Source organism: Halobaculum roseum, assembly GCF_019880245.1.
Lineage (GTDB): Archaea > Halobacteriota > Halobacteria > Halobacteriales > Haloferacaceae > Halobaculum > Halobaculum roseum.
Genome location: NZ_CP082286.1, coordinates 870,616 through 889,680 on the forward strand (window position 1 = coordinate 870,616; position 19,065 = coordinate 889,680).

General features: G+C 68.6%; 16 protein-coding genes. 10 read left to right on the forward strand and 6 right to left on the reverse strand.

Translation table 11 applies throughout. The features are described 5' to 3' along the window. The first annotated feature begins 36 nt into the window (after positions 1-36). Both dnaK and dnaJ read left to right on the forward strand, forming a co-directional pair. Positions 37-1,956, forward strand: coding sequence for a molecular chaperone DnaK (gene dnaK / locus K6T36_RS04415; protein WP_222922771.1), 1,920 nt, complete (start codon positions 37-39; stop codon positions 1,954-1,956). A gap of 314 nt (positions 1,957-2,270) precedes the next feature. Continuing rightward, complete coding sequence (dnaJ, locus tag K6T36_RS04420) at positions 2,271-3,446, forward strand: molecular chaperone DnaJ (RefSeq protein WP_222922772.1); 1,176 nt, start codon at positions 2,271-2,273, stop codon at positions 3,444-3,446. A gap of 299 nt (positions 3,447-3,745) precedes the next feature. Here the strand turns inward: dnaJ and K6T36_RS04425 are convergent, their stop codons facing one another. The 3 genes from K6T36_RS04425 to K6T36_RS04435 all read right to left on the reverse strand — a co-directional run bounded on the left by K6T36_RS04425 (position 3,746) and on the right by K6T36_RS04435 (position 6,886). Next, positions 3,746-5,617, reverse strand: coding sequence for a M61 metallopeptidase family protein (locus K6T36_RS04425; protein ID WP_222922773.1), 1,872 nt, complete (start codon positions 5,615-5,617; stop codon positions 3,746-3,748). Between the two features lie 296 nt (positions 5,618-5,913). After that, complete coding sequence (locus K6T36_RS04430) at positions 5,914-6,453, reverse strand: CBS domain-containing protein (protein ID WP_222608226.1); 540 nt, start codon at positions 6,451-6,453, stop codon at positions 5,914-5,916. Positions 6,454-6,523: 70 nt separating this feature from the next. After that, positions 6,524-6,886: a DUF555 domain-containing protein gene (locus tag K6T36_RS04435; RefSeq protein ID WP_222608227.1), complete on the reverse strand. Its 363-nt coding sequence runs from the start codon at positions 6,884-6,886 to the stop codon at positions 6,524-6,526. A gap of 365 nt (positions 6,887-7,251) precedes the next feature. Here K6T36_RS04435 and K6T36_RS04440 point away from each other — a divergent pair, with 365 nt between their 5' ends. From K6T36_RS04440 to K6T36_RS04450, 3 genes are all read left to right on the forward strand, one after another. After that, entirely contained in the window at positions 7,252-7,461 is a 210-nt protein-coding gene (locus tag K6T36_RS04440; protein ID WP_222608228.1) for a hypothetical protein, read from the forward strand. Between the two features lie 188 nt (positions 7,462-7,649). Beyond that, positions 7,650-8,375 (forward strand): archaeal proteasome endopeptidase complex subunit beta, encoded by a 726-nt coding sequence (gene psmB / locus K6T36_RS04445; protein ID WP_222922774.1) that lies wholly within the window; start codon positions 7,650-7,652, stop codon positions 8,373-8,375. A 97-nt stretch (positions 8,376-8,472) separates the two neighbouring features. Next, on the forward strand, positions 8,473-8,889 hold the full coding sequence (locus K6T36_RS04450) for a Rieske (2Fe-2S) protein (protein ID WP_222922775.1): 417 nt from the start codon (positions 8,473-8,475) through the stop codon (positions 8,887-8,889). A gap of 45 nt (positions 8,890-8,934) precedes the next feature. Here the strand turns inward: K6T36_RS04450 and K6T36_RS04455 are convergent, their stop codons facing one another. Further along, positions 8,935-10,530 (reverse strand): glutamate-cysteine ligase family protein, encoded by a 1,596-nt coding sequence (locus K6T36_RS04455; protein ID WP_222922776.1) that lies wholly within the window; start codon positions 10,528-10,530, stop codon positions 8,935-8,937. 105 nt (positions 10,531-10,635) lie between these two features. On the opposite strand from K6T36_RS04455, the gene K6T36_RS04460 reads away from it, so the two are divergent. The 5 genes from K6T36_RS04460 (at position 10,636) to K6T36_RS04480 (ending at position 15,359) form a co-directional block, all read left to right on the forward strand. Beyond that, positions 10,636-11,145 carry a DUF6884 domain-containing protein gene (locus tag K6T36_RS04460; protein ID WP_222922777.1) on the forward strand — a complete coding sequence of 170 codons (510 nt, stop codon included), beginning with the start codon at positions 10,636-10,638 and terminating at the stop codon, positions 11,143-11,145. A gap of 148 nt (positions 11,146-11,293) precedes the next feature. Further along, positions 11,294-13,180: an ATP-dependent DNA ligase LigA gene (ligA, locus tag K6T36_RS04465; protein ID WP_222922778.1), complete on the forward strand. Its 1,887-nt coding sequence runs from the start codon at positions 11,294-11,296 to the stop codon at positions 13,178-13,180. Between the two features lie 35 nt (positions 13,181-13,215). After that, a complete protein-coding gene (locus K6T36_RS04470; protein WP_222922779.1) occupies positions 13,216-13,419 on the forward strand; it encodes a hypothetical protein in 204 nt (67 codons plus the stop codon). 25 nt (positions 13,420-13,444) lie between these two features. Continuing rightward, positions 13,445-14,221 (forward strand): MBL fold metallo-hydrolase, encoded by a 777-nt coding sequence (locus K6T36_RS04475; protein ID WP_222922780.1) that lies wholly within the window; start codon positions 13,445-13,447, stop codon positions 14,219-14,221. A gap of 154 nt (positions 14,222-14,375) precedes the next feature. Continuing rightward, the gene (locus tag K6T36_RS04480; protein ID WP_222922781.1) at positions 14,376-15,359 is read left to right on the forward strand and encodes a zinc ribbon domain-containing protein; all 984 of its coding nucleotides are present in this window, start codon (positions 14,376-14,378) and stop codon (positions 15,357-15,359) included. On the opposite strand, the gene K6T36_RS04485 is transcribed toward K6T36_RS04480, so the two are convergent. Both K6T36_RS04485 and K6T36_RS04490 read right to left on the reverse strand, forming a co-directional pair. Continuing rightward, a complete protein-coding gene (locus K6T36_RS04485; RefSeq protein ID WP_222922782.1) occupies positions 15,356-16,471 on the reverse strand; it encodes a DNA topoisomerase IV subunit A in 1,116 nt (371 codons plus the stop codon). The two genes, K6T36_RS04480 and K6T36_RS04485, sit on opposite strands and share 4 nt — an antisense overlap. A gap of 1 nt (position 16,472) precedes the next feature. Beyond that, positions 16,473-18,878, reverse strand: a complete 2,406-nt coding sequence (locus K6T36_RS04490) for a DNA topoisomerase VI subunit B (RefSeq protein WP_222922783.1) — start codon at positions 18,876-18,878, stop codon at positions 16,473-16,475. Positions 18,879-19,065: the final 187 nt, after the last annotated feature.

The following is a 19,065-nucleotide window of genomic DNA, read 5'->3' on the forward strand; positions in this document are numbered from 1 at the left end:
ACGTTTAACGGACTCGCGGCGCTATTCGGGGCCAAGATGGCGACCAACAAGATCCTCGGGATCGACCTCGGGACCACGAACTCGGCGTTCGCGGTGATGGAGGGGGACGACCCAGAGATCATCGTGAACGGCGAGGGCGACCGAACGACGCCGTCCGTCGTCGCGTTCACCGACGACGGCGAGCGGCTCGTCGGCAAGCCCGCGAAGAACCAGGCCGTCCAGAACCCCGACCGCACGATCCAGTCGATCAAGCGGCACATGGGCGATGAGGACTACTCCGTCGAGATCGACGGGGAGGACTACACACCCCAGGAGATCTCGGCGATGATCCTCCAGAAGATCAAGCGCGACGCCGAGGAGTACCTCGGCGACGACGTGGAGAAGGCGGTCATCACGGTCCCCGCGTACTTCAACGACAAGCAGCGCCAGGCAACGAAGGACGCCGGCGAGATCGCCGGCTTCGACGTCGAGCGCATCGTCAACGAGCCGACCGCGGCGTCGATGGCGTACGGCCTCGACGACGAGTCCGACCAGACGGTGATGGTGTACGACCTCGGGGGCGGCACCTTCGACGTGTCCGTGCTCGACCTGGGCGGCGGCGTCTACGAGGTCGTCGCCACGAACGGGGACAACGACCTCGGCGGCGACGACTGGGACGAGGCGATCATCGACCACCTCGCCGACGAGTTCGAGAACGAGCACGGCATCGACCTGCGCGAGGACCGGCAGGCGCTCCAGCGCCTGAAGGACGCCGCCGAGGAGGCGAAGATCGAGCTCTCCTCGCGCAAGCAGGCCAGCGTCAACCTCCCGTTCATCACGGCGACCGACTCCGGCCCGGTCCACCTGGAGACGGAGATCACCCGCGCGACGTTCGAGAGCATCACCGCCGACCTCATCGAGCGCACCGTCGAGCCGACCGAGCAGGCGCTCGCGGACGCCGGCTACGACGCCGACGACATCGACGAGGTGATCCTCGTCGGCGGCTCCACCCGGATGCCGCAGGTGCAGGACAAGGTCGAGGAGATCCTCGGCACCGAGCCGAAGAAGAACGTCAACCCCGACGAGGCGGTCGCGCTGGGCGCGGCCATCCAGGGCGGCGTGCTCTCGGGCGACGTGGACGACCTCGTCCTGCTCGACGTGACGCCGCTGTCGCTCGGGATCGAGGTGAAGGGCGGCCTCTTCGAGCGTCTCATCGAGAAGAACACGACCATCCCGACCGAGGAGTCGAAGATCTTCACGACCGCGGCGGCGAACCAGACCTCGGTGCAGGTGCGTGTCTTCCAGGGCGAACGCGAGATCGCCGAGGAGAACGAGCTGCTCGGGGAGTTCCAGCTCACCGGCATCCCGCCGGCGCCCGCGGGCACCCCGCAGATCGAGGTGTCGTTCAACATCGACGAGAACGGCATCGTGAACGTCGAGGCGGAGGACCAGGGCTCGGGCAACGCCGAGTCGATCACCATCGAGGGGGGCGCCGGTCTCTCCGACGAACAGATCGAGCAGATGCAGGAGGAGGCCGAGCAGCACGCCGAGGAGGACGAGGAGCGTCGCCGTCGCATCGAGGCCCGCAACGAGGCCGAGAGCGCGGTCCAGCGCGCCGAGACGCTCCTCGACGAGAACGAGGAGGAGATCGACGACGACCTCGAGTCCGACATCCGCGAGGAGATCGAGGCGCTGCAGGACGTCCTCGCCGACGAGGACGCCGAGACCGACGAGATCGAGGACGCCACCGAGTCGCTCTCGGAGGCGCTCCAGGAGATCGGCAAGCAGATGTACCAGCAGCAGGCCCAGGCCGGCCCCGGCGGCGCGGGCGGCCCCGAGGGCGCCGCGGGCGCCGGTCCGGGCGGCATGGGCGGCATGGGCGGTCAGGGCCCCGGCGCGGGCGCGGCCGCCGACGGCGACGACGAGGAGTACGTCGACGCCGACTTCGAGGACGTTGAGGACGACGAGGACGCGTAAGCGTCCGAGGAGTGCTCAACTCGCCAGAGCTCGCTCTGGCGTAGTGGACGAGAACGACGACGAGTAGTCGGCGTTCCCGTCTGCTCACGAGAGCGAAGCTCTCGTAGTTTCAGTAACCTCGCCCCGCTCGGTTTCTGCAGTGGACGACGACGAGGACTCGTACGCGTCCGAGGGCGGCTTGGCTCGACGGACGACCCCGATGCCGGTCCGGTAGCTGTCCCGATCCGTTTCGACGGTCTCGAACACGGCCCCGATCAGTCCCTCCGCGAGCCACGCGATTGAAATAGCACGAGCGACCAACCAACGAACAACCAATGAGCGAGGACTTCTACGACGTGCTCGGGGTCTCGCGGGACGCCTCCGAGGAGGAGATCAAGCAGGCGTACCGCCAGAAGGCCACCGAGTACCATCCCGACGTCAGCGACGAGCCCGACGCCGAGGAGAAGTTCAAGAAGGTCAAGAAGGCCAAGGAGGTCCTCACGGACGAGGAGAAGCGGCAGGCGTACGACCGGATGGGCCACGACCAGTTCGAGCAGGCCGAGAAGCGCGGCGGCTTCGACGGCGGCCCCGGCGGCGCCGGCGGCGGCATGGGCGGCGGCCCCTTCGGCGGCGGCGGAATGGGCGGCGGCATGGGCGGCGGCGGCATGGGCGGCCTCGGCGACATCTTCGAGGAGTTCTTCGGCGGCGGGGGCGGCGGCCGCGGCGGTCCGCGTCCGGGGAAGGACCTCCGGACGAACCTGGACATCACGCTGCAGGAGGCCCACGACGGCATCACCAAGCAGTTCTCCGTCGCGCGCCCGACGCGCTGTGAGGAGTGCGGCGGGAGCGGTCACCCGGAGGACGCGGACGTGCGGACGTGTCCGCAGTGTGACGGCCGCGGGCAGGTGACCCAGGTGCAGCAGACGCCGCTCGGGCGCGTCCAGCAGCGGGGCACGTGTCCCAACTGCGAGGGCGAGGGCGAGCTGTACTCCGAGGACTGCGCCGTCTGTGACGGCTCGGGGATCACCCGCGAGGAGACCACCCTCACGGTGGACGTGCCCGCGGGCATCGAGGACGGGCAGACGCTCCGGATGGACGGCGAGGGCGCCCCCGGCGAGCCCGGCGCCCGCGACGGCGACCTCCTCATCGAGGTGCGCGTCGAGGGCGACGACCGCTTCGAGCGCGACGGCGCCGACCTCCACCTCACCGAGCCCGTCTCGTTCCCGCAGGCCGTCTTCGGCGACACGATCCAGCTGGAGACGCTCGACGGGAGCGTCGAGTTCGAGGTACCGGCCGGCACCCAGAGCGGGGAGACGTTCCGCCTGAAGGGGAAGGGGATGCCCCGCCTGCGTCGACGCGGCAACGGCGACCTGTACGTGCAGGTGCAGGTCGTCACGCCCGACGACCTCACGAGCGAGCAGCGCGAGGCGCTCAAGGAGTTCGCTGAGGCCGGCGGCGAGGAGATCGACGTGAGCGAGGGCTTCTTCGAGAAGATCAAGAACTCGCTGTAGACGGGGCCGGCCGCGGGCCGCGAGTTGATTCCGGGCTCAGGGGCTCCGTTGATCTCCACGTATTCGAGCCATCTACCGCTGAAACAGCCGTTAGCTAGGTGCTGTTAACCGAGCAGACAACGATCTCCTACTGGATCGACACCGCCGTCGATGAAACAGCCGGTACGTGAGTTTCGTATTGCGCACGGAAGCTACTGTCACTCGAAAATAGCGGGTCGACCACCGTGCGAGTGGAGATCTCACAGAGGGCGATGCAACGGGGCTTCGGTCCCGATCTCGCCCGCGGTTGCAGGCACCGGTTACTGGTCAGCAGTTCGTGCTTTAATAAACAGGAGGACAGCTGCAAGGCTCAACGGTACACCGATCACCAGATCGAACGGCGAGAGACTCGACGCGAACTCGTAGAAGAGGTTCCGTACGCGGTCGGTCGTGAGATCGGCGAAGATATCCGGTTCCTGTGCCGCAGGCGGTTCCGTCTGTGATGTCTCCGTCGGTATCGACAGAAGGGTGATCGACCGCGTAGCAAGCGTATAGGACTCGCTCGCATCCGTAACGAGCAGTTTGACCTGAAGCTCCTCGGATACAACCGGGTCCTCCAAGGTTCCCTCGGTGACAGTTATCTCATCCGCAGTATCGGCCGTTTCGAGTCCGGTCCCACCATCGGGCCCATACGGCTGAAACCGGACAGTAACACGACCATCGTCGTTGTCATCGGAGACGACAGCCGCAACGGTTGTCGACCGTGATTCGATCGACAGCGTGGCCGACTCAAGCCGCTGCTGTTCCCCAGACGGTATCGTGATGGCGAACTCAAACGTTCCGCGAGCATCGCCGCTGGTGTTGGTCGTCCCGTCGGCGAAGTTCGGCGTCGGGCCGAACACACTGGCGTTCGGTTTCGGTGGGTTCTGTGCTGTCAGGACGTAGGGATCGAGCCAAGACGCAGTGTCTTCGCCCGCGAGATCGACGATGATTCCGCGGAACTCCGTGTAGTTGAGACCCCCTTGCCCGCTGTGTTGGTTAACCCGATACATCACGTCGTGTATCGTCGCCTCGCCATCAGTTGCCTCCCGTAGCTTCACGTCCAAGGCGAACAACACCCGTGAACCTTTCTCGTAACTAGTCCGTCGGTCGTAGGTGTCTACTTCGCCGAGGGTGCTGTCTTCGTGGTAGTCCCCCTGTGGCCACTTGGTCTCGGGATCGGTTTTGTGTAAGAACGTTGCAGGCCGCCATTCGAGCTGGCCGTTAACAGGTTCGAAATACGACCCGTAGTAGGTGGCGCTGCCCTCGGTGAACCACGCCATATCTCGGTTATAATATGTCATCTCATTGATGTGTGCGGTCTCGTGAATATAGATCGAGAGGGGAGATCCCGCATGTACCACTGCGCTTGCACTCGATGCCCCTCCGGCTGCGATCTGCCCTTCGAGAACGAAGACGGAGACGTCCCGATGAGGGTCGCCTTCAATTGCGCGTTCGGTTGCCGCAAGGGCTGTAATTGCTTTTTCTGGCGAAACGGCCATGTCGACCCGATCAGGCACGAACAGGGAGATCTCCTTGCCATCCGCGCGCTCGGTGTACACGGTGTATTCGCCGGTGACAAATTCCGAGCCAGCGACAGTCCCCTCGCCGTGGACCCGAGCGGTCGTATCCAGGTAGAACCCGACGGGCTCCTCGTACACCGAGTCAACGAACCTCCCCTCTGGGGGATCTCCACGCTGGATGACTCCCGAGGGAGACGGGATCGTGACACGGTGCATCCCGGCGTTTGACTCGTCGGGAAGCGTATGTTCGACCGTGATCGAGGGCGTTGAGGTTGTGGTATCCCACGTGAATTCTTGGCCCTCCTCGAACCCGGTCGTCTCGACCACGGAGTAACTGTCAATATATTTGATACTTCTGATTCCGAACTGAACGGTGTCGCTTGGAAGGTCGAACGTGTACGTGAACTGTACGGTATCCGTTCCATTGACACGTTCGATGTCGACTCTGGTGGGTATCACCCGTTCATCGGGGAGGGAGCCGGACACCTGTGGGTTCCCTGACTCGATTTGATCTCCGCTTGCGGCGCCGAAGTCGTCAGTGGTGTTCGAAGTCGTGGTCTCGGCGGGGGTGGAGGATGTCGGCCCGGATGCACCAGCAACGACAGGTGCCAGCGCCAGTGTCCCGATCACGAGACAGGCTCCGATGATAGCGAAGGTAGATCGGTTTCGTCGACTCATGGGAGTGGGTAATCTCCTGGACTGATCTGTTTCGTCAGAGTGGGGTCGTCGTCCGCGATGACGGTATCGATGTGTCGCTCAAGCAAACTCAACGATAGATATCGGTTCGACTGTTACTCAGCATAAATCATTGGGTATCCGTCATACTGTGGACGGGGGGGCTGCCCGCCGGTGATCAGTTAATTCTCTGACTCTACCGATCTACTGCACTGGTTCCGGTAGTGATGGAGGAACCCAACAGAGCTGCTTCAGGACAACTGCGCCGCCAGGTCCGCCTCGGTGATGATCCCGACGGCGTCGCCGCCGTCGGTGACGACGACGGCCTTGTAGTGCTCCAACAGGTTCCGTATCTCGTCGACGGTCGCGTCCGGGCTCACCGGCGGGAACGACTCCGACATCACCTCGCTGACCGGGAGATCCGCGGCGTCCTCGCCGGCCTGGTTCACGTCCGAGAAGGATATCGACCCGACCGGCGTCCCGTTCTGGATCACCGGGAGCTGGGAGTACGCCTCCTCCTCCATCAGGTCGACGGCCTCGCGGACGGAGTGGTCGGGCGCGACGCTGATCACCGACTCGTGCATGATGTCGCGGGCGCGGACAACCCCGCCCTCGACCTCGTCGAGCGCCTCGACGATGCGCCGGAGCGTCGACAGGCGAGGGTCCACGTCCCCGCCCTCGATGCGGGCGATCAGCGGCTGCGACACGTCCGCGCGCTCGGCGAGCGCGCTCTGGGTCAGATCGAGCGAGGTCCGCCGCTCGCGCAGGTCCTGCGGCGTGGGGAGTTCCATACCCGCACGATTACCCGAGGTTATTAAAAATCGTTCGGTCGCCGCGGACCGCACCGCGGGCGGTTGGGACCTACTCGTCCTCGTCGTCGGCTTCCGTCTCGATCACGTCGAGCACGTCGAGGGGGACGTCGCGCAGGGCGCCGCCGATCTCGCTTTTGGCGATGCGGGTGGCGTGCTCCTCGCTGTCGGCGTTGAACACCTCGATCTCCAGCATCAGTCCGACGAGCGCGGTCGAGGCGGCGATGAACGCCGAGTCGAACGGCTCCCCGCAGGCGGGACACGGCGTCGCGCCGACCTCCACGTCGACGAACTCCTTGTTCGCCTCGTTGAGACGCCGGCCCGCCTCGCTGACCGCCACGCCGATCGCGTCGTCGATCGCCTCCACGTCCCGCACCAACCAGGCCGCCTCTAACGCGACGAGATAGTTGCTCACAGCACACCTCCCCGGCCTGCGGACAATAACCCGTTGGTTCCGTTCGCGCGTGTCGTCGTCGACCGACGCTGTCTCATTGTACCCTGTCGGTAGCCACCGGATCGGGTTCAAAGTTGCCACTCCCGCGCGCTCAGCGCGCTCGCGGCCGGCGCGATGGGAACGCGCACCGAACCCGCTGGTTCGCCGTAAGTTATGACGAACCCGCGCGTCAATCCGTCGAAAGGTCCGACTCTCAACGGCGGGAACCGGACGACGATCCCCGATCCCGGCATGAACGGTCGAACCGCAAGAGGGCGACGCGATCGTCGTCATCGGGGGAGCCGACACGTTTATGAGTGGGCACGGCTCCACGAGGTGATACCGGTATGACCCACGCCGTCCGAGCCGCCCGCCGCGCTGGCGTTCACGCGATCCACCACCTGACCGTGCTCGCGGGGATCTGTGCGTTCCCGCTGGTACTGCTCACTCGCAAGGCCGGGGTGCGCCTCCCCATGGGAGCCGCAGTCTCCCGCATTCGCGAGACCTACGAGGCCGTCGTCGACGCGACCGGCGAGTCGACGAACGGGGGCGAGTAACGGGCGCGGGTCCGACGGCCGTCTCCGACGGCCGACGACGACGGATTCTCTGATTCTCTCGTCTCCGAGCGGCGGTGCTATCACCACCCGCGATGGCGACGAGGCCCCGGGGACCGAGCGATGGCGTCGCCGCCGACCGGGTTCCTCAAAGGGTGCATTTATCAGCGGCGCTGCCCAACCACGCGTCAATGCGACCATCTAGTGACCTCGCGGACCTCGACGCCATCGGCGGCGACGAAACCGTGTTCGGACCGGAACTCGGGGAGTTCCCCAACGCCGACGAGCGTCGCGCCCAGGCGACCGGCGAAGGCGAGATGAAGACCGGGACGACGACCGTCGGCCTGCGGACCGAGGACGGCGTCGTGCTCGCGACCGACATGCGCGCATCGCTGGGTCGCATGGTCTCCTCGAAGGACGTCCAGAAGGTCGAGCAGATCCACCCGACGGGCGCGCTCACGATCGCGGGATCGGTCTCGGCGGCGCAGAACCTCATCCAGACGCTGAAGGCGGAGACGAACCTCTATGAGACCCGCCGCGGCAAGGACATGAGTATGCAGGCGCTGTCGACGCTCACCGGGAACCTCCTCCGCTCGGGGGCGTTCTTCATCGTCCAGCCGATCCTCGGCGGCGTCGACGACGAGGGTACACACATCTACTCCATCGACGCGGCCGGCGGCATGACCGAGGAGGAGTACACCGTCACCGGCTCCGGCTCGCAGTTCGCGCTGGGCGTGCTCGAACAGGAGTACGACGAGGGCATGTCCATCGAGGACGCGAAGCGCGTCGCCGCCCGCGCGATCAAGTCGGCCGTCGAGCGCGACACCGCCTCCGGCAACGGGATCAACATGTGCGTCGTGACCGACGAGGGCGTCGAGGTCACGAAGCACAAGGACATCGACGAGCTCACCGCCTGACGACTCGGTTCGTTCTCACGGTTCCGACGCCCGGTTCTTCGGTCCCGGATCCGCGGGACACCGACGTTTTTGCACCCGGACGGCGAACGCGACGCCGATGGCCCCCGGCGAGCGGATCACGTCGATCGACGAGGTACCCGAGCGCGGCTCGCACCTGTTCACCGTCAGCGACCCCCACGGCACCGACCGGGAGGTGATCCTGGTCCGCTGTCGCGAGGACCCCGGCGTCCGCGCGTGGGTGAACGTCTGTCCCCACGAGTACCAGCGCCTCGACCGCGGCCGGGGCGCGGCGATGCGCGACGGGGAGGTGATCTGCCCCAAGCACGGCTCCATGTTCGACACGTGCTCGGGCGACTGCGACAACGGCGAGGCCGCGGGAACGTCGCTGACGGCCGTCGACATTGCTGTCGACGACGGCGCGGTGTACCTCGCGGACGAGGACTACACCTACCGCCACGAGGGGGCGCGCGACGACGACGACGGGCCGAGTTCCACCTCACACATCGGCTTCTAACTCGCGAAGCGGGCGGGGACAGTCACGGGCTGACCGACCCGAACGCTACTCGTCGAACCAGTCCGCGAACGTGCCGTCGAACAGGGTCTCGCGCTGTCGCTCCACGTACGCTCGCTGCATCGCGGGGATCGCGTCGCCGAGGTCGGCGCCGTCGTCGAGCCGGTCGCGGACCCGGCTGCGCTTCCACGCGGCAGGCGTGACGCCGCTCCCGGCACGCCAGCGCAGCGGTTCGAGGTACGACTTCGCCTCCGTCTCGGAGAGGCCGACGTCCTCCAGGCCGGCCTCGGCGTGCGACAGCAGGTCGTCGAAGATCGCGTCGGCGTCGGTCGTCTCGACGCCGTCGGTCGTGACCCACGAGAGATCGGCGTCGATGCCGTCGTGGACGGCCGCATAGAAGTTGTCGCGGGCGGTTCCCCAGTCGAGGTCATAGACGGGGTGGCGCCGCCGCGGCAGGCTCTCCATCAGGCCCGCGAACGCCGCGAGGAAGGCGATCGAGTCGCCGACGGTCGGCTGTGCGGGGATCGGGCGGAACTCGATGCGCGCGTTCGCGGCCGAGCGGGTCGCGCCCTCGAACACCGGACGCACCCAGCGCCAGTAGGTCCCGTGTTTGCGGCGCAGCGTCGCGAACGCGTCGTCGAAGCGGTTGCCCTCCCCGACGGGCATCGGGACGATCGTCGGGTCGGCGGCGACGCGGTCGACCGCCTCCTCGACGGAGTCGAGGTCCTCGGGGAACGTCACCTTCTCGGCGCCCTCCTCGTTGAGGACGGACTCGAAGACGGCGACCCGGTTCTCGTGCCAACCGTCGGCGAGGACGTCCTCGGCGGTCGCGTCGGCGGCGTACAGGTCCGCCGGGAAGAACGGGGCGTTGACGCCGAGGGCGAGCAGCGGCCCGGCGACCCGGAGGGCGAGGTTGTGGTAGCGGGGGATGTCCTCCGCGCTCGCGACCTGGTAGTGCGGCTGGATCGACGTGATGAGGCTCTCGGGCATCACCGTGTCCGCCGTCAGGTCGACGTGCGGGGCGTCGATCGAGAACGACTCCGCGCCGGGGCCGTTCGCCATCGCGTGATAGCGCACGGCGTCGCTCATGTTGGTCGCGATGCGGACGCCGTCGTCCTCGACGGAGTCGGCGAGGTACTCGCGGGCGGTCTCGCCGACCGGCGGGACCGTCCACATCGCGTCCGAGACGAGGCGCATCCCCTCGGCGCCGGTCGTCTCCTCGGCCGCCTCGAGGCGGGCGCGGACCTCCGCCGACTGCGCGCGCACGCCGGCGGCGTTGAGCGGCTGCGGGCTCGTCGTCATCTCGGCGTTGTGCAGCCCCAGCTCCTTCTCGAAGCCGATGAGCTCCAACAGGCGCCGCGGAACCCTGCTGAGACGGGGCGCGTTCACGTCGGCCGCGGTCGCTTCGCCCGCGTTCGCGTCGCCGTCGGCGTCGCCGTCGCCACCCTCACGCCAGCGACCCTCCGAGACCGCGTAGAACTCGTACTCCAGCCCGATGATCGACTGGTGGTTGTCGAAGGTCCCGTCGCGAAGCTCCGCCTTCACCGTCTCCGCGTCCGCCTCCGCCCGTTTTCGGAACTCCTCGGGGTCGGTATCCAACACGCTCCGGACCCTGGCTGCGAGATCCCCGTCGGCGTCGGTCATGGTCCCCGATGCACTCGCGGCGTCCTTCAACCCGTCGAGGGAGCCCGTTCGTTGCTATCGTAATCGAGAACCAAGATTTATAAATGAATCCCCGGATCGTCGCATATGGAGACGTTGGGGCTCGTGCAGGCCGGCGCCTGTCCGTTCCGGGGGCGGGGGACCGCGGTCGATCGCTACGCGACGGCCTTCTTCACGAAGAAGGCCGAGCTCGCCGAGCTCGTCTGCGACGAGTGGGTCGTCCTCTCGGAGCGCCACGGCGTGATCGACCCCGACGAGGAGGTCGAGGGCATCGACCGGGAGTTCACCGAGCTGGAGCCGGCCGCGCAGGCGCGGTGGTCGATGGAGGTGGTGAGCGATGTCGCCTCCCACGTCCGCAAACACGAGTACGAGCGCGTGATCGTGTTCGCCGACCGGCCGATGCGCGACGCGCTGAAGGAACGCGGCGGGTTGCTCAGCCGGATCGCCGCCGCCGGCGCGGAGACGGTCGAGCCGCTGGCCGGGATCGGCGGCCGCGAGCGACAGGAACGCTGGCTCGACGAGCAGCTCTCGATCCGGCGGGACGCCGCTGATCCGACCGCGGCGGATCTCGAATCGGCGCCCGGCGATCTGTCCTGAGGGAACGTCGCGGATCGACCCTCGCGGCCGGTGTCGCCCGCTCCCGCACCCGCTTTTGCATCCCCTCCCGCATCCCCTCCCGCACCCGCTTCTGCACCCGCGGGCGCGAGTCGTCGGAGTTATTCTCGCCGCCCGACTTCGGGCCGGCATGGACTTCGCAACGTTCGCCGAGCGCGCCGAGTCGATGGCCGCCGAGCCCGGCGACCTCGCGACCGTCGCGCTCGTCGCCGAGACGCTGGCGGCCGCCGAGGGCGACGCGGCGTCCGGGAGCGACGACCTCCCGGTCGTCGCGCGGTTCCTCCGCGGGGCCGTGTTCCCCGGTTGGGACGGCCGGACGCTCTCGGTCGGCCCGGCGCTGTGTCACGCGGCGCTGGCGCGCGCGGCCGGCGCGAACGTCACTGCCGACGACATCGAGGCGCGCCTCGCCGAGACCGGCGAGATCGGCGCCGTCGCCGCCGACCTCGATCTGGGCGGCCAGACCGGCCTCGCCGCCTTCGCCGGCGGCGACGGTGCCGGCACCGGCGACGACGCCGACGGCGCCGGGAACGGCAACGATCTGACCGTCCGGGAGGTGTACGACGAGCTGGTCGCCGTCGCGGAGGCGACGGGCGACGGCAGCGAGTCGTTCCGCGAGGACACGCTGTTCGGCCTGTTCACGCGCGCGAGCCCGGTCGAGGCGAAGATCCTCGCCAGGCTCGTACTCGGGGAGATGCGGATCGGCGTCGGCTCGGGCACGCTCCGGGACGCCACCGCCGAGGCGTTCCTCGGCGCGTCAGTGACGACGCCGACGGAGGAGCGCGACGAGGACGACCGAACCGAGGAGCTGGTCGCGCTCGTCGAGCGCGCGCTGCAGGTGACGAACGACCACGGGCGCGTCGCCCGGATCGCCCGCGACGAGGGCGAGGAAGGGCTTCGGGAGGTGTCGCTGTCGGTCGGGCGGCCGGTCCGCTCGATGCTCGCGCAGTCGGGCACCGTCGCCGACGCGCTGGAGTCGTGGGAGGAGGCGGTCGTGGAGACGAAGTACGACGGCGCGCGGGTGCAGATCCACTACGAGGAGGAGGAGTCCGATCGGTCCACGGGCGCGGACGCTGATACCGACGACCTCGTCTCGATCTACTCGCGCAACATGGAGGACGTGACCGCCGCGCTCCCGGAGCTGGTCGAACACGTCCGCGAGCACGCGAGCGCGCCTGCGATCCTCGACGGCGAGGCCGTCGCCGTCGACGACGGCGGCGAGCCGCTCCCGTTTCAGGAGATCCTCCGGCGCTTCCGGCGCAAACACGACGTGGACCGGATGCGCGAGGAGGTGCGCGTCGAGCTCCGCGCGTTCGACTGCCTGCACGCCGGCGGCGACGACCTGCTCGACGCGCCGCTCGTCGAGCGCCACGACCGGCTTCACGAGGTGCTCGACGAGGGCGTCTCCGAGCTGCTGGTCTCCGACGACGCCGACGAGATCGAGGCGTTCGAGGCCGAGGCGCTGTCGGCCGGCCACGAGGGCGTGATGCTCAAGCGCCCGGAGTCGACGTACGACCCCGGGAACCGCGGGAAGGAGTGGCTCAAGCGCAAACCCGACGTGGAGACGCTGGATCTCATCGTCACCGGCGCCGAGTGGGGCGAGGGGCGCCGGGCGGAGCTGTTCGGCACCTTCGAGGTGAGCGTCCGCGTCGCCGACGGCGACGGGGCGCCGTCGGACGGGGACACCGGCGGCGACGCTCCGCCGGACAGCGACGACGGCAACGACGGGCGGTACGCCACCGTCGGGAAGGTCGCGACCGGCATCACGGACGAGGAGTTGGCCGACCTCACCGACCTGTTGGAGCCGTACGTGCGCTCGGAGTCCGGACAGCGCGTCGCGTTCGCGCCCGAGGCCGTGTTCGAGGTCGGCTACGAGGAGATCCAGACCTCCCCGACCTACGACTCCGGGTACGCGCTCCGGTTCCCCCGGTTCGTCGCGGTTCGCGAGGACAAGGCGCCCGCGGACGCCGACTCGCTCGCGCGCCTGCGGCGCCTCGTCGGAGCCGCCGACGCCGAGTGACAAGACACTACTCGGGGGCGGTCGTGCGCCCGGACATGGACACACGCCGTCTCCTCCGCGAGTACCCGCTGCAGGCGTTGCTCGCCGCCGCCACGGTCGCGGCGCTTTTCGCCACGCTCGTCGTCGCCGCCGGCGGCGCCGCCTCGACGACGACGCTACGCCTCGGCGCGCTCACGTTCGTCCTGTTCGTGTTCACGCTCGGCTTCTCGGCGGGCCCGCTCGGGGAACGGTACGTATAGGGGCGTCCCGACCCGACGCCCGGGCATGACCGTCAGACACGACGACCTGCGAGTCACGTGGTACGGCTACGCCACCGCGCGCGTCGAGAGCGCGGACGGCACGGTCGTCTACACCGACCCCGGACGCTACGGCGTGCTCTCGGGCGAGTGGACGCCCCCCGGCGGCGGCAACCCGAAGGAGGCCGCGCACCCGCGCGCGACCGACCACCGACCGATGGACGCCGACCTCGTGGTCGTCACCCACGACCACCACTACGACTCCGAGGGGATCGAGCGCGTCGCCGCCGACGACGCCACCGTCGTCGTGTACGAGGGCGTCGACGCCGCGAACATCGACCGCGACGTGAAGCCCGTCGACGACCTCCCGTTCGACGTCGTCCGGATCGGCGAGGAGGATCACGTCGCCGTCGACGGCGTCGGCGACGTGTGGTCGGTGCCGGCGTACAACGAGCCCGACGGCCCGCACGCCGATGCCGACGGCTCCGTCACGCACCCGAAGGGGTTCGGCGTCGGCTATCGGTTCACCGTCGGGGCGAACGGCACCTCCGTGTTCTGGCCCGGCGACTCCGACGCGCTCGACGCGTTCGCCGAGATAGACGCCTCGCTGTTTCTCGCGAACATCTCCGGATCGGTGTGTATGAGCGCCCCCGAGGCGGCCGACCTCGCCGGGCGGATGGACCCCGACCTGGTCGTCCCGATCCACTACAACACGCAGGCGTTCCTGGCGGCCGACTCCGCGGCGTTCGCGAGCGACGTGGCGAAGCGATCGATCCCCGTCGCGCTCGACGAGTCGGCGGAGTAACGGGTCGGGGCAGGTCGGGCCGAGTCGGAACGAGTCGGAACGAGTCGGGTCGGGGGCGTGAGCCCGCAGCACCGGCCGATGACGCCGCGGTGAAGCCACCTCGCATCGACACTGCACGCAAGCTACTTCCCCTCCGGCGAGTGACATTCCGGCGATGCCCTCCCGATCGACTGCGGCCGGCGGTTCCCACACCTGCGAGGCCTGCGGAACCCGGATCGACCCCGAGGACCGGTTCTGTTCGGGCTGTGGCCGCCCCGTGGGTTCGACCGATCGCGACCGACCCGAGCGAGGCTCGGGCCGTGGACACGGGTCGCCCAGCGCGGAGGACCGCGCGTGGCTCCGCCGCCGCGTCGCCGACCTGCACGCCGAGGGCTGGGAGACGCTCTCCGACGACGGCGACCGCGTCGTCCTCCGCAAGCGCGGCGTGGGCCGGGTGCCGATCCACCTGCTCCTGTTCCTCCTCACCGGCGGCTTCGGGAACGTCCTGTACGCGTTCTACAAGTACACCTCGGGGGGCCCGCGCCGGGAGGTGTACGCCGACGGCACCGAGCGCCTCCGCGGCGGCGACCGAGGGTCGGGGATGGATCTCCCGACCGTCGCCGGCGTCGGGCTCGGCCTCGTCGCGGCGTTCGCGGCGGCGGTGTGGGTCGGGGCCGGCCTGATCGCGAACGTCTCGGCGGTCGCGGTCGCGGTCGGCGCGCTCGTGTTCCTCCTCATCGCGCTCGCGACGGCGACGCTCCCGCGCGTCGCCCGCGACGGCGTGAAGTCGGTCCGGACCTTCGGCACGGAACGCGCCGTCGACCGCGAGCGCGTCCGCAACCCCCCGGAACCGTGTTCGGCCTGCGGCCGGCGGGTGTTCCGCGGAGAACACCGCCGCTACGCCGAACGGTTCTACCTCGCGGGGCTACCGCTGTGGACCGGGAAGTCGGGGGAGAACGTCTACTGTTCGGCGTGCGCCGACGAGGCGAACGGGCCGTTCGGGGACGACGACGATATCGACGCCGAGTTGGACCGCCTGCGGAGCGCGACCGAGCGCGAGCCCCCGGCCACTGATCGGTGGACGGCCGGCCGCGACGACGGCCGGGACGGAGACCGCGACGACGAACGCGACCGGGAACTCGACTCGAACGCCCGTTAGAGGATACCCATCTCCCCGAGGCGATCGGGGAGGTACGTGTCGGTCACGAAGTCGAGCCCCTGGGCCGCCAGCGCCTGCTGTTCGGCCTTCTTTCCGATGTCGAGCTGCAGTTCGATCTGTTCCTCCCAGAAGTCGGTCTGGAAGCGCGGGTCCTCCAGCTCCGATTCGAGGGCGTTCACGTCCGAGTCCGCCAGCGGGTCCGTCGGCAGGTCGTAGTCGACGATGTCCTGCGGGCGGATGCCGACGTACTCTGCCTCCGGCGTCGCGAGGTACTCCGAGAGGTGCGCGGACTTGATCGACCCGTAGGCGACCGACCCGAAGATGCGGTACGACCACGGGTCGCCGTCAGTGAAGACCACGACCGGGAGGTCGAGTTCGTCGTGCAGGCGCTTGGTGATCCGCCGGGTCGCGCGCGCCGGCTGGCCCTTCAGGTGGACGACGAGGCAGTTGTAGTCGGTGTCGAAGCCGTTCTCGATGAGCCGGTCGCGCATGCCGCCGGTCTCCACCGCCAGCACGAAGTCGATGTCGTGGTCGAGGAACTCGATCGTGTCGGGGTTGTTGGGGATCTGGTAGCCGCCCTCCCCGACGTCCTCCTGGCAGTGGATGTCGCGCTCGCCGCGGCGGGTCTGCTCGCGGAGCTCCAGCGGACCCATCAGCGTCGCCCCGGACTCCTCCGGGCGCATGTGGAAGTCCTCGCGGGTGACGCCCGAGACGATCTCGAGGTCCTCGACCAGTTGGTTCGACTCGTCCTGGTCGTTGAACCCCGCGTCCTCGGAGTCCCACGACTCCGAGAGGTAGTACAGCTCACGCAGGGTGGACGAGCGGTCCTCGTCGAGCTGCTGGGCGAGGAACTCGACGGTGTAGGCCGCCTTCAGGAGCTTTCGCGCGCCGCGCACGGAGTTGGCCGAGCGGGTGGACGTACGGTCGCCGTACACCCACACGCCGGATTCGTCGTCGAAGACGATGTTGCTCTTCGTCCGCGTCGGCAGGCTCATCTGCGGGATGTCGCCGCGCTCGAACTGATCGTAGATGTCGGCCGCCAGGTCGATCAGCTGCTCGCGGGCCTCGGCCTCGTTCAGCTTGGTGTCGGATTCTGGTGTGTCTGCGCTCATATCAGGCGTTGACGGTCAGCTTCTCGCTCTCGATGCCGTCGACGTTCACGTCGAACTCGGCGTCGCCGGCGACGGTGTACTCCAGGGTCGCCTCCTCGCCGCCGGGGACGCTCGGGTTCCACTTCACGAACCACTCGCCGTCGAGGTCGACCACGGTGGCCTCATCCGGCACGTCCGTCGGCTCCGCGGAGACGATGTCGGTCACGTCGGGCTCCTCGGTCCGGTCGGAGTGGTTCTCGACGATCAGGCGCACGGTGTCGCCGTCGCGCTCGCGCTCGACGCCGACATTGTTCATGATGCGCGCCATCGCGCCCTCGATGTTCGGGTGATCGCGCCCGGTCACCTCCGCGACCTTCTCGGCCATCTCCGGGAGGATCCGGCCGAGGACGTCCTGCTTCTCGCGGCGCTTCTGCATCGAGCGGCGCTTGTTCAGGTAGCTCTTCAGCTCGCGGGCGGCCTCCCGGACCGCGAGCTCGATCTCGTCCTCGATGGCGGGGATGTTCGCGAGCGCGTCCTTCGACTCGCTCGTGAACGGCACGTTCGTCGAGGCGACGTGGATCATGATCACCGCGGGGCCGTTGGGCATTCCGGAGCCGCCGGGCTGGTCCAGCCCGTAGTTGCGCCAGCCGATCCCCTTCACCACGTCGGTCGTCGCACAGGCGCCCCGCTGGTAGACGAGCGGGACTCGGTTGGCGAACCGGAGCAGGTCGACCTGTCCGCCCTCCTCCAGCTCGCCGCCGTAGGCGATGCCGGCCTCGACGATGAACGGGTCGCCGCCGTGGACCTCGGCGTCGCGCGTCGCGGCGGCGTAGAAGTCCGCGTCGAACTCCTTGCGCAGGCCGGCCTCGACGAGTTCCGAGGTGATGGGCGCGAGACAGTCCGTCGGCGGCGCGAGGATGTCCGTCTCGCGCATCGCCTCCAGCAGCTCGCTGGCGGTGTCGCGGTCGGCGGCCGCCTCGCGCACCTTCGGCGCGTCGTCGGGCACGGTGACCATCCGCGACCACAGCGCCTCGACGACGTTCTCGCGGGCGGTGTCGCCGAACGTCGCGTCGTCGAACTCCTCGGTGTCGTCGGCCGCCTCGTCGACGAGCGCGCGCAGCTGCGCGTGGGTCGTGCGCGTCCGTTCGTCGCCGGCGGCGAACCGTCGGGCGAGCCGCTCGGCCATCCCGGCGACGACCGCGTCGTCCTTCCGGGTCGAGGTGGCGTCGTCGACGAGCCCGTACAGGTCGCCGGTGAGCTCGTCCTCGTCGGTCTCCTCGTCGTAGGCGGTCATCGTCGCCCACGCGGCCTCGACGGCGTTGTCGCGGACGGTCCCGCCGAAGCGCGTACCGTACTCGTCCTCGGCGGCGTCGGCGACGTTGTCGACGATCCCGACGAGCTCGTGATGGCTCGTGCGCTCGCGCTCGGCGAGCGTGCTCGCGACCTCGCCCGCGAAGAAGTCGGTCGCGTCGGCGCCCTTGTTCGACACCGCGTCGGCGATGGCGTCGGCGACGGCGGCCTCGTCGGCGCTCCAGCCGAGTTCCCGGCCGAAGTGACGGTCGCGGAAGTTGTCGATCACCTTGTCGGCGGTCTTCTTGCCGACGCGGGTGAACTCCTCCTGGAGGAACCCCGACGCGGAGTAGCTCTCGGTCGCCTCCAGCATCTTGATCAGCGTTCCGAGTTCGACCCCGTGCGGGTGCGGACGGATCTCCTCGGTCTCGTCGGGAAGCTGGTCGGTGCCGCGCTCGGACTTCATCGGCCCGTCGAGCCCGGGTTCGCGCAGTTCGAGGCGCGCGTGGGGGTTGACGACGGCGGTGTGTTTGATGTAGTCGTGGAGCTGCTGGCGCGCGCGCATGTTCGCCTCCATCTCTATCTCGATGCGCGTGCCGTGCGAGCGGTCCCAGGAGGTGGTGCGCTCGGCTTTGATCTCCGGCTCGTTCGTGTCCGTGTCGATGATCAGCTCGAAGTACTGCGCGTCGGCCTGTCCCTTCGGCCGGGAAGTGATCTTGGCGGGTTTGCCGGAGGTGAGCTGGGAGTAGAGGACGGCCGCGGAGATGCCGATCCCCTGCTGGCCGCGCGACTGCTCGCGGGCGTGAAAGCGGCTGCCGTACAGGAGCTTCCCGAACACCTTCGGGAGCTGTGCCTTGGTGATCCCGGGGCCGTTGTCCTCGACGATCAGCCGGTAGTAGTCTCCTACTTCCCTGATCTCGACGTAGATGTCGGGGCGGATCCCCGCCTCCTCGCAGGCGTCGAGCGCGTTGTCGACGGCCTCCTTGACGGCGGTGACCAGCCCGCGGGCGCCCGAGTCGAACCCGAGCATGTGCTTGTTCTTCTCGAAGAACTCGGCGATGGAGATCTCCCGCTGGCCCTCGGCCAGCTCGTCGGCGATCCCCTGGTCCTCGCCGAGTTGCGACTGGAACGACGTCATTCTCGTGGCAACCCCTATCCGACGTGGGGTTATAACCGTGTCCTCACCGCGGTGAAAGTGAACGCGGATGAGCGTCGTGACGATCCGCGCCGGCCGCCGTCGCCGACGCGGTGTCGAACGGGGCGTCGACGCGGTGTCAGGGAAGTGCGCCGACGCTCGCGGTGACCGGGGCGTTCGAGACGAACTC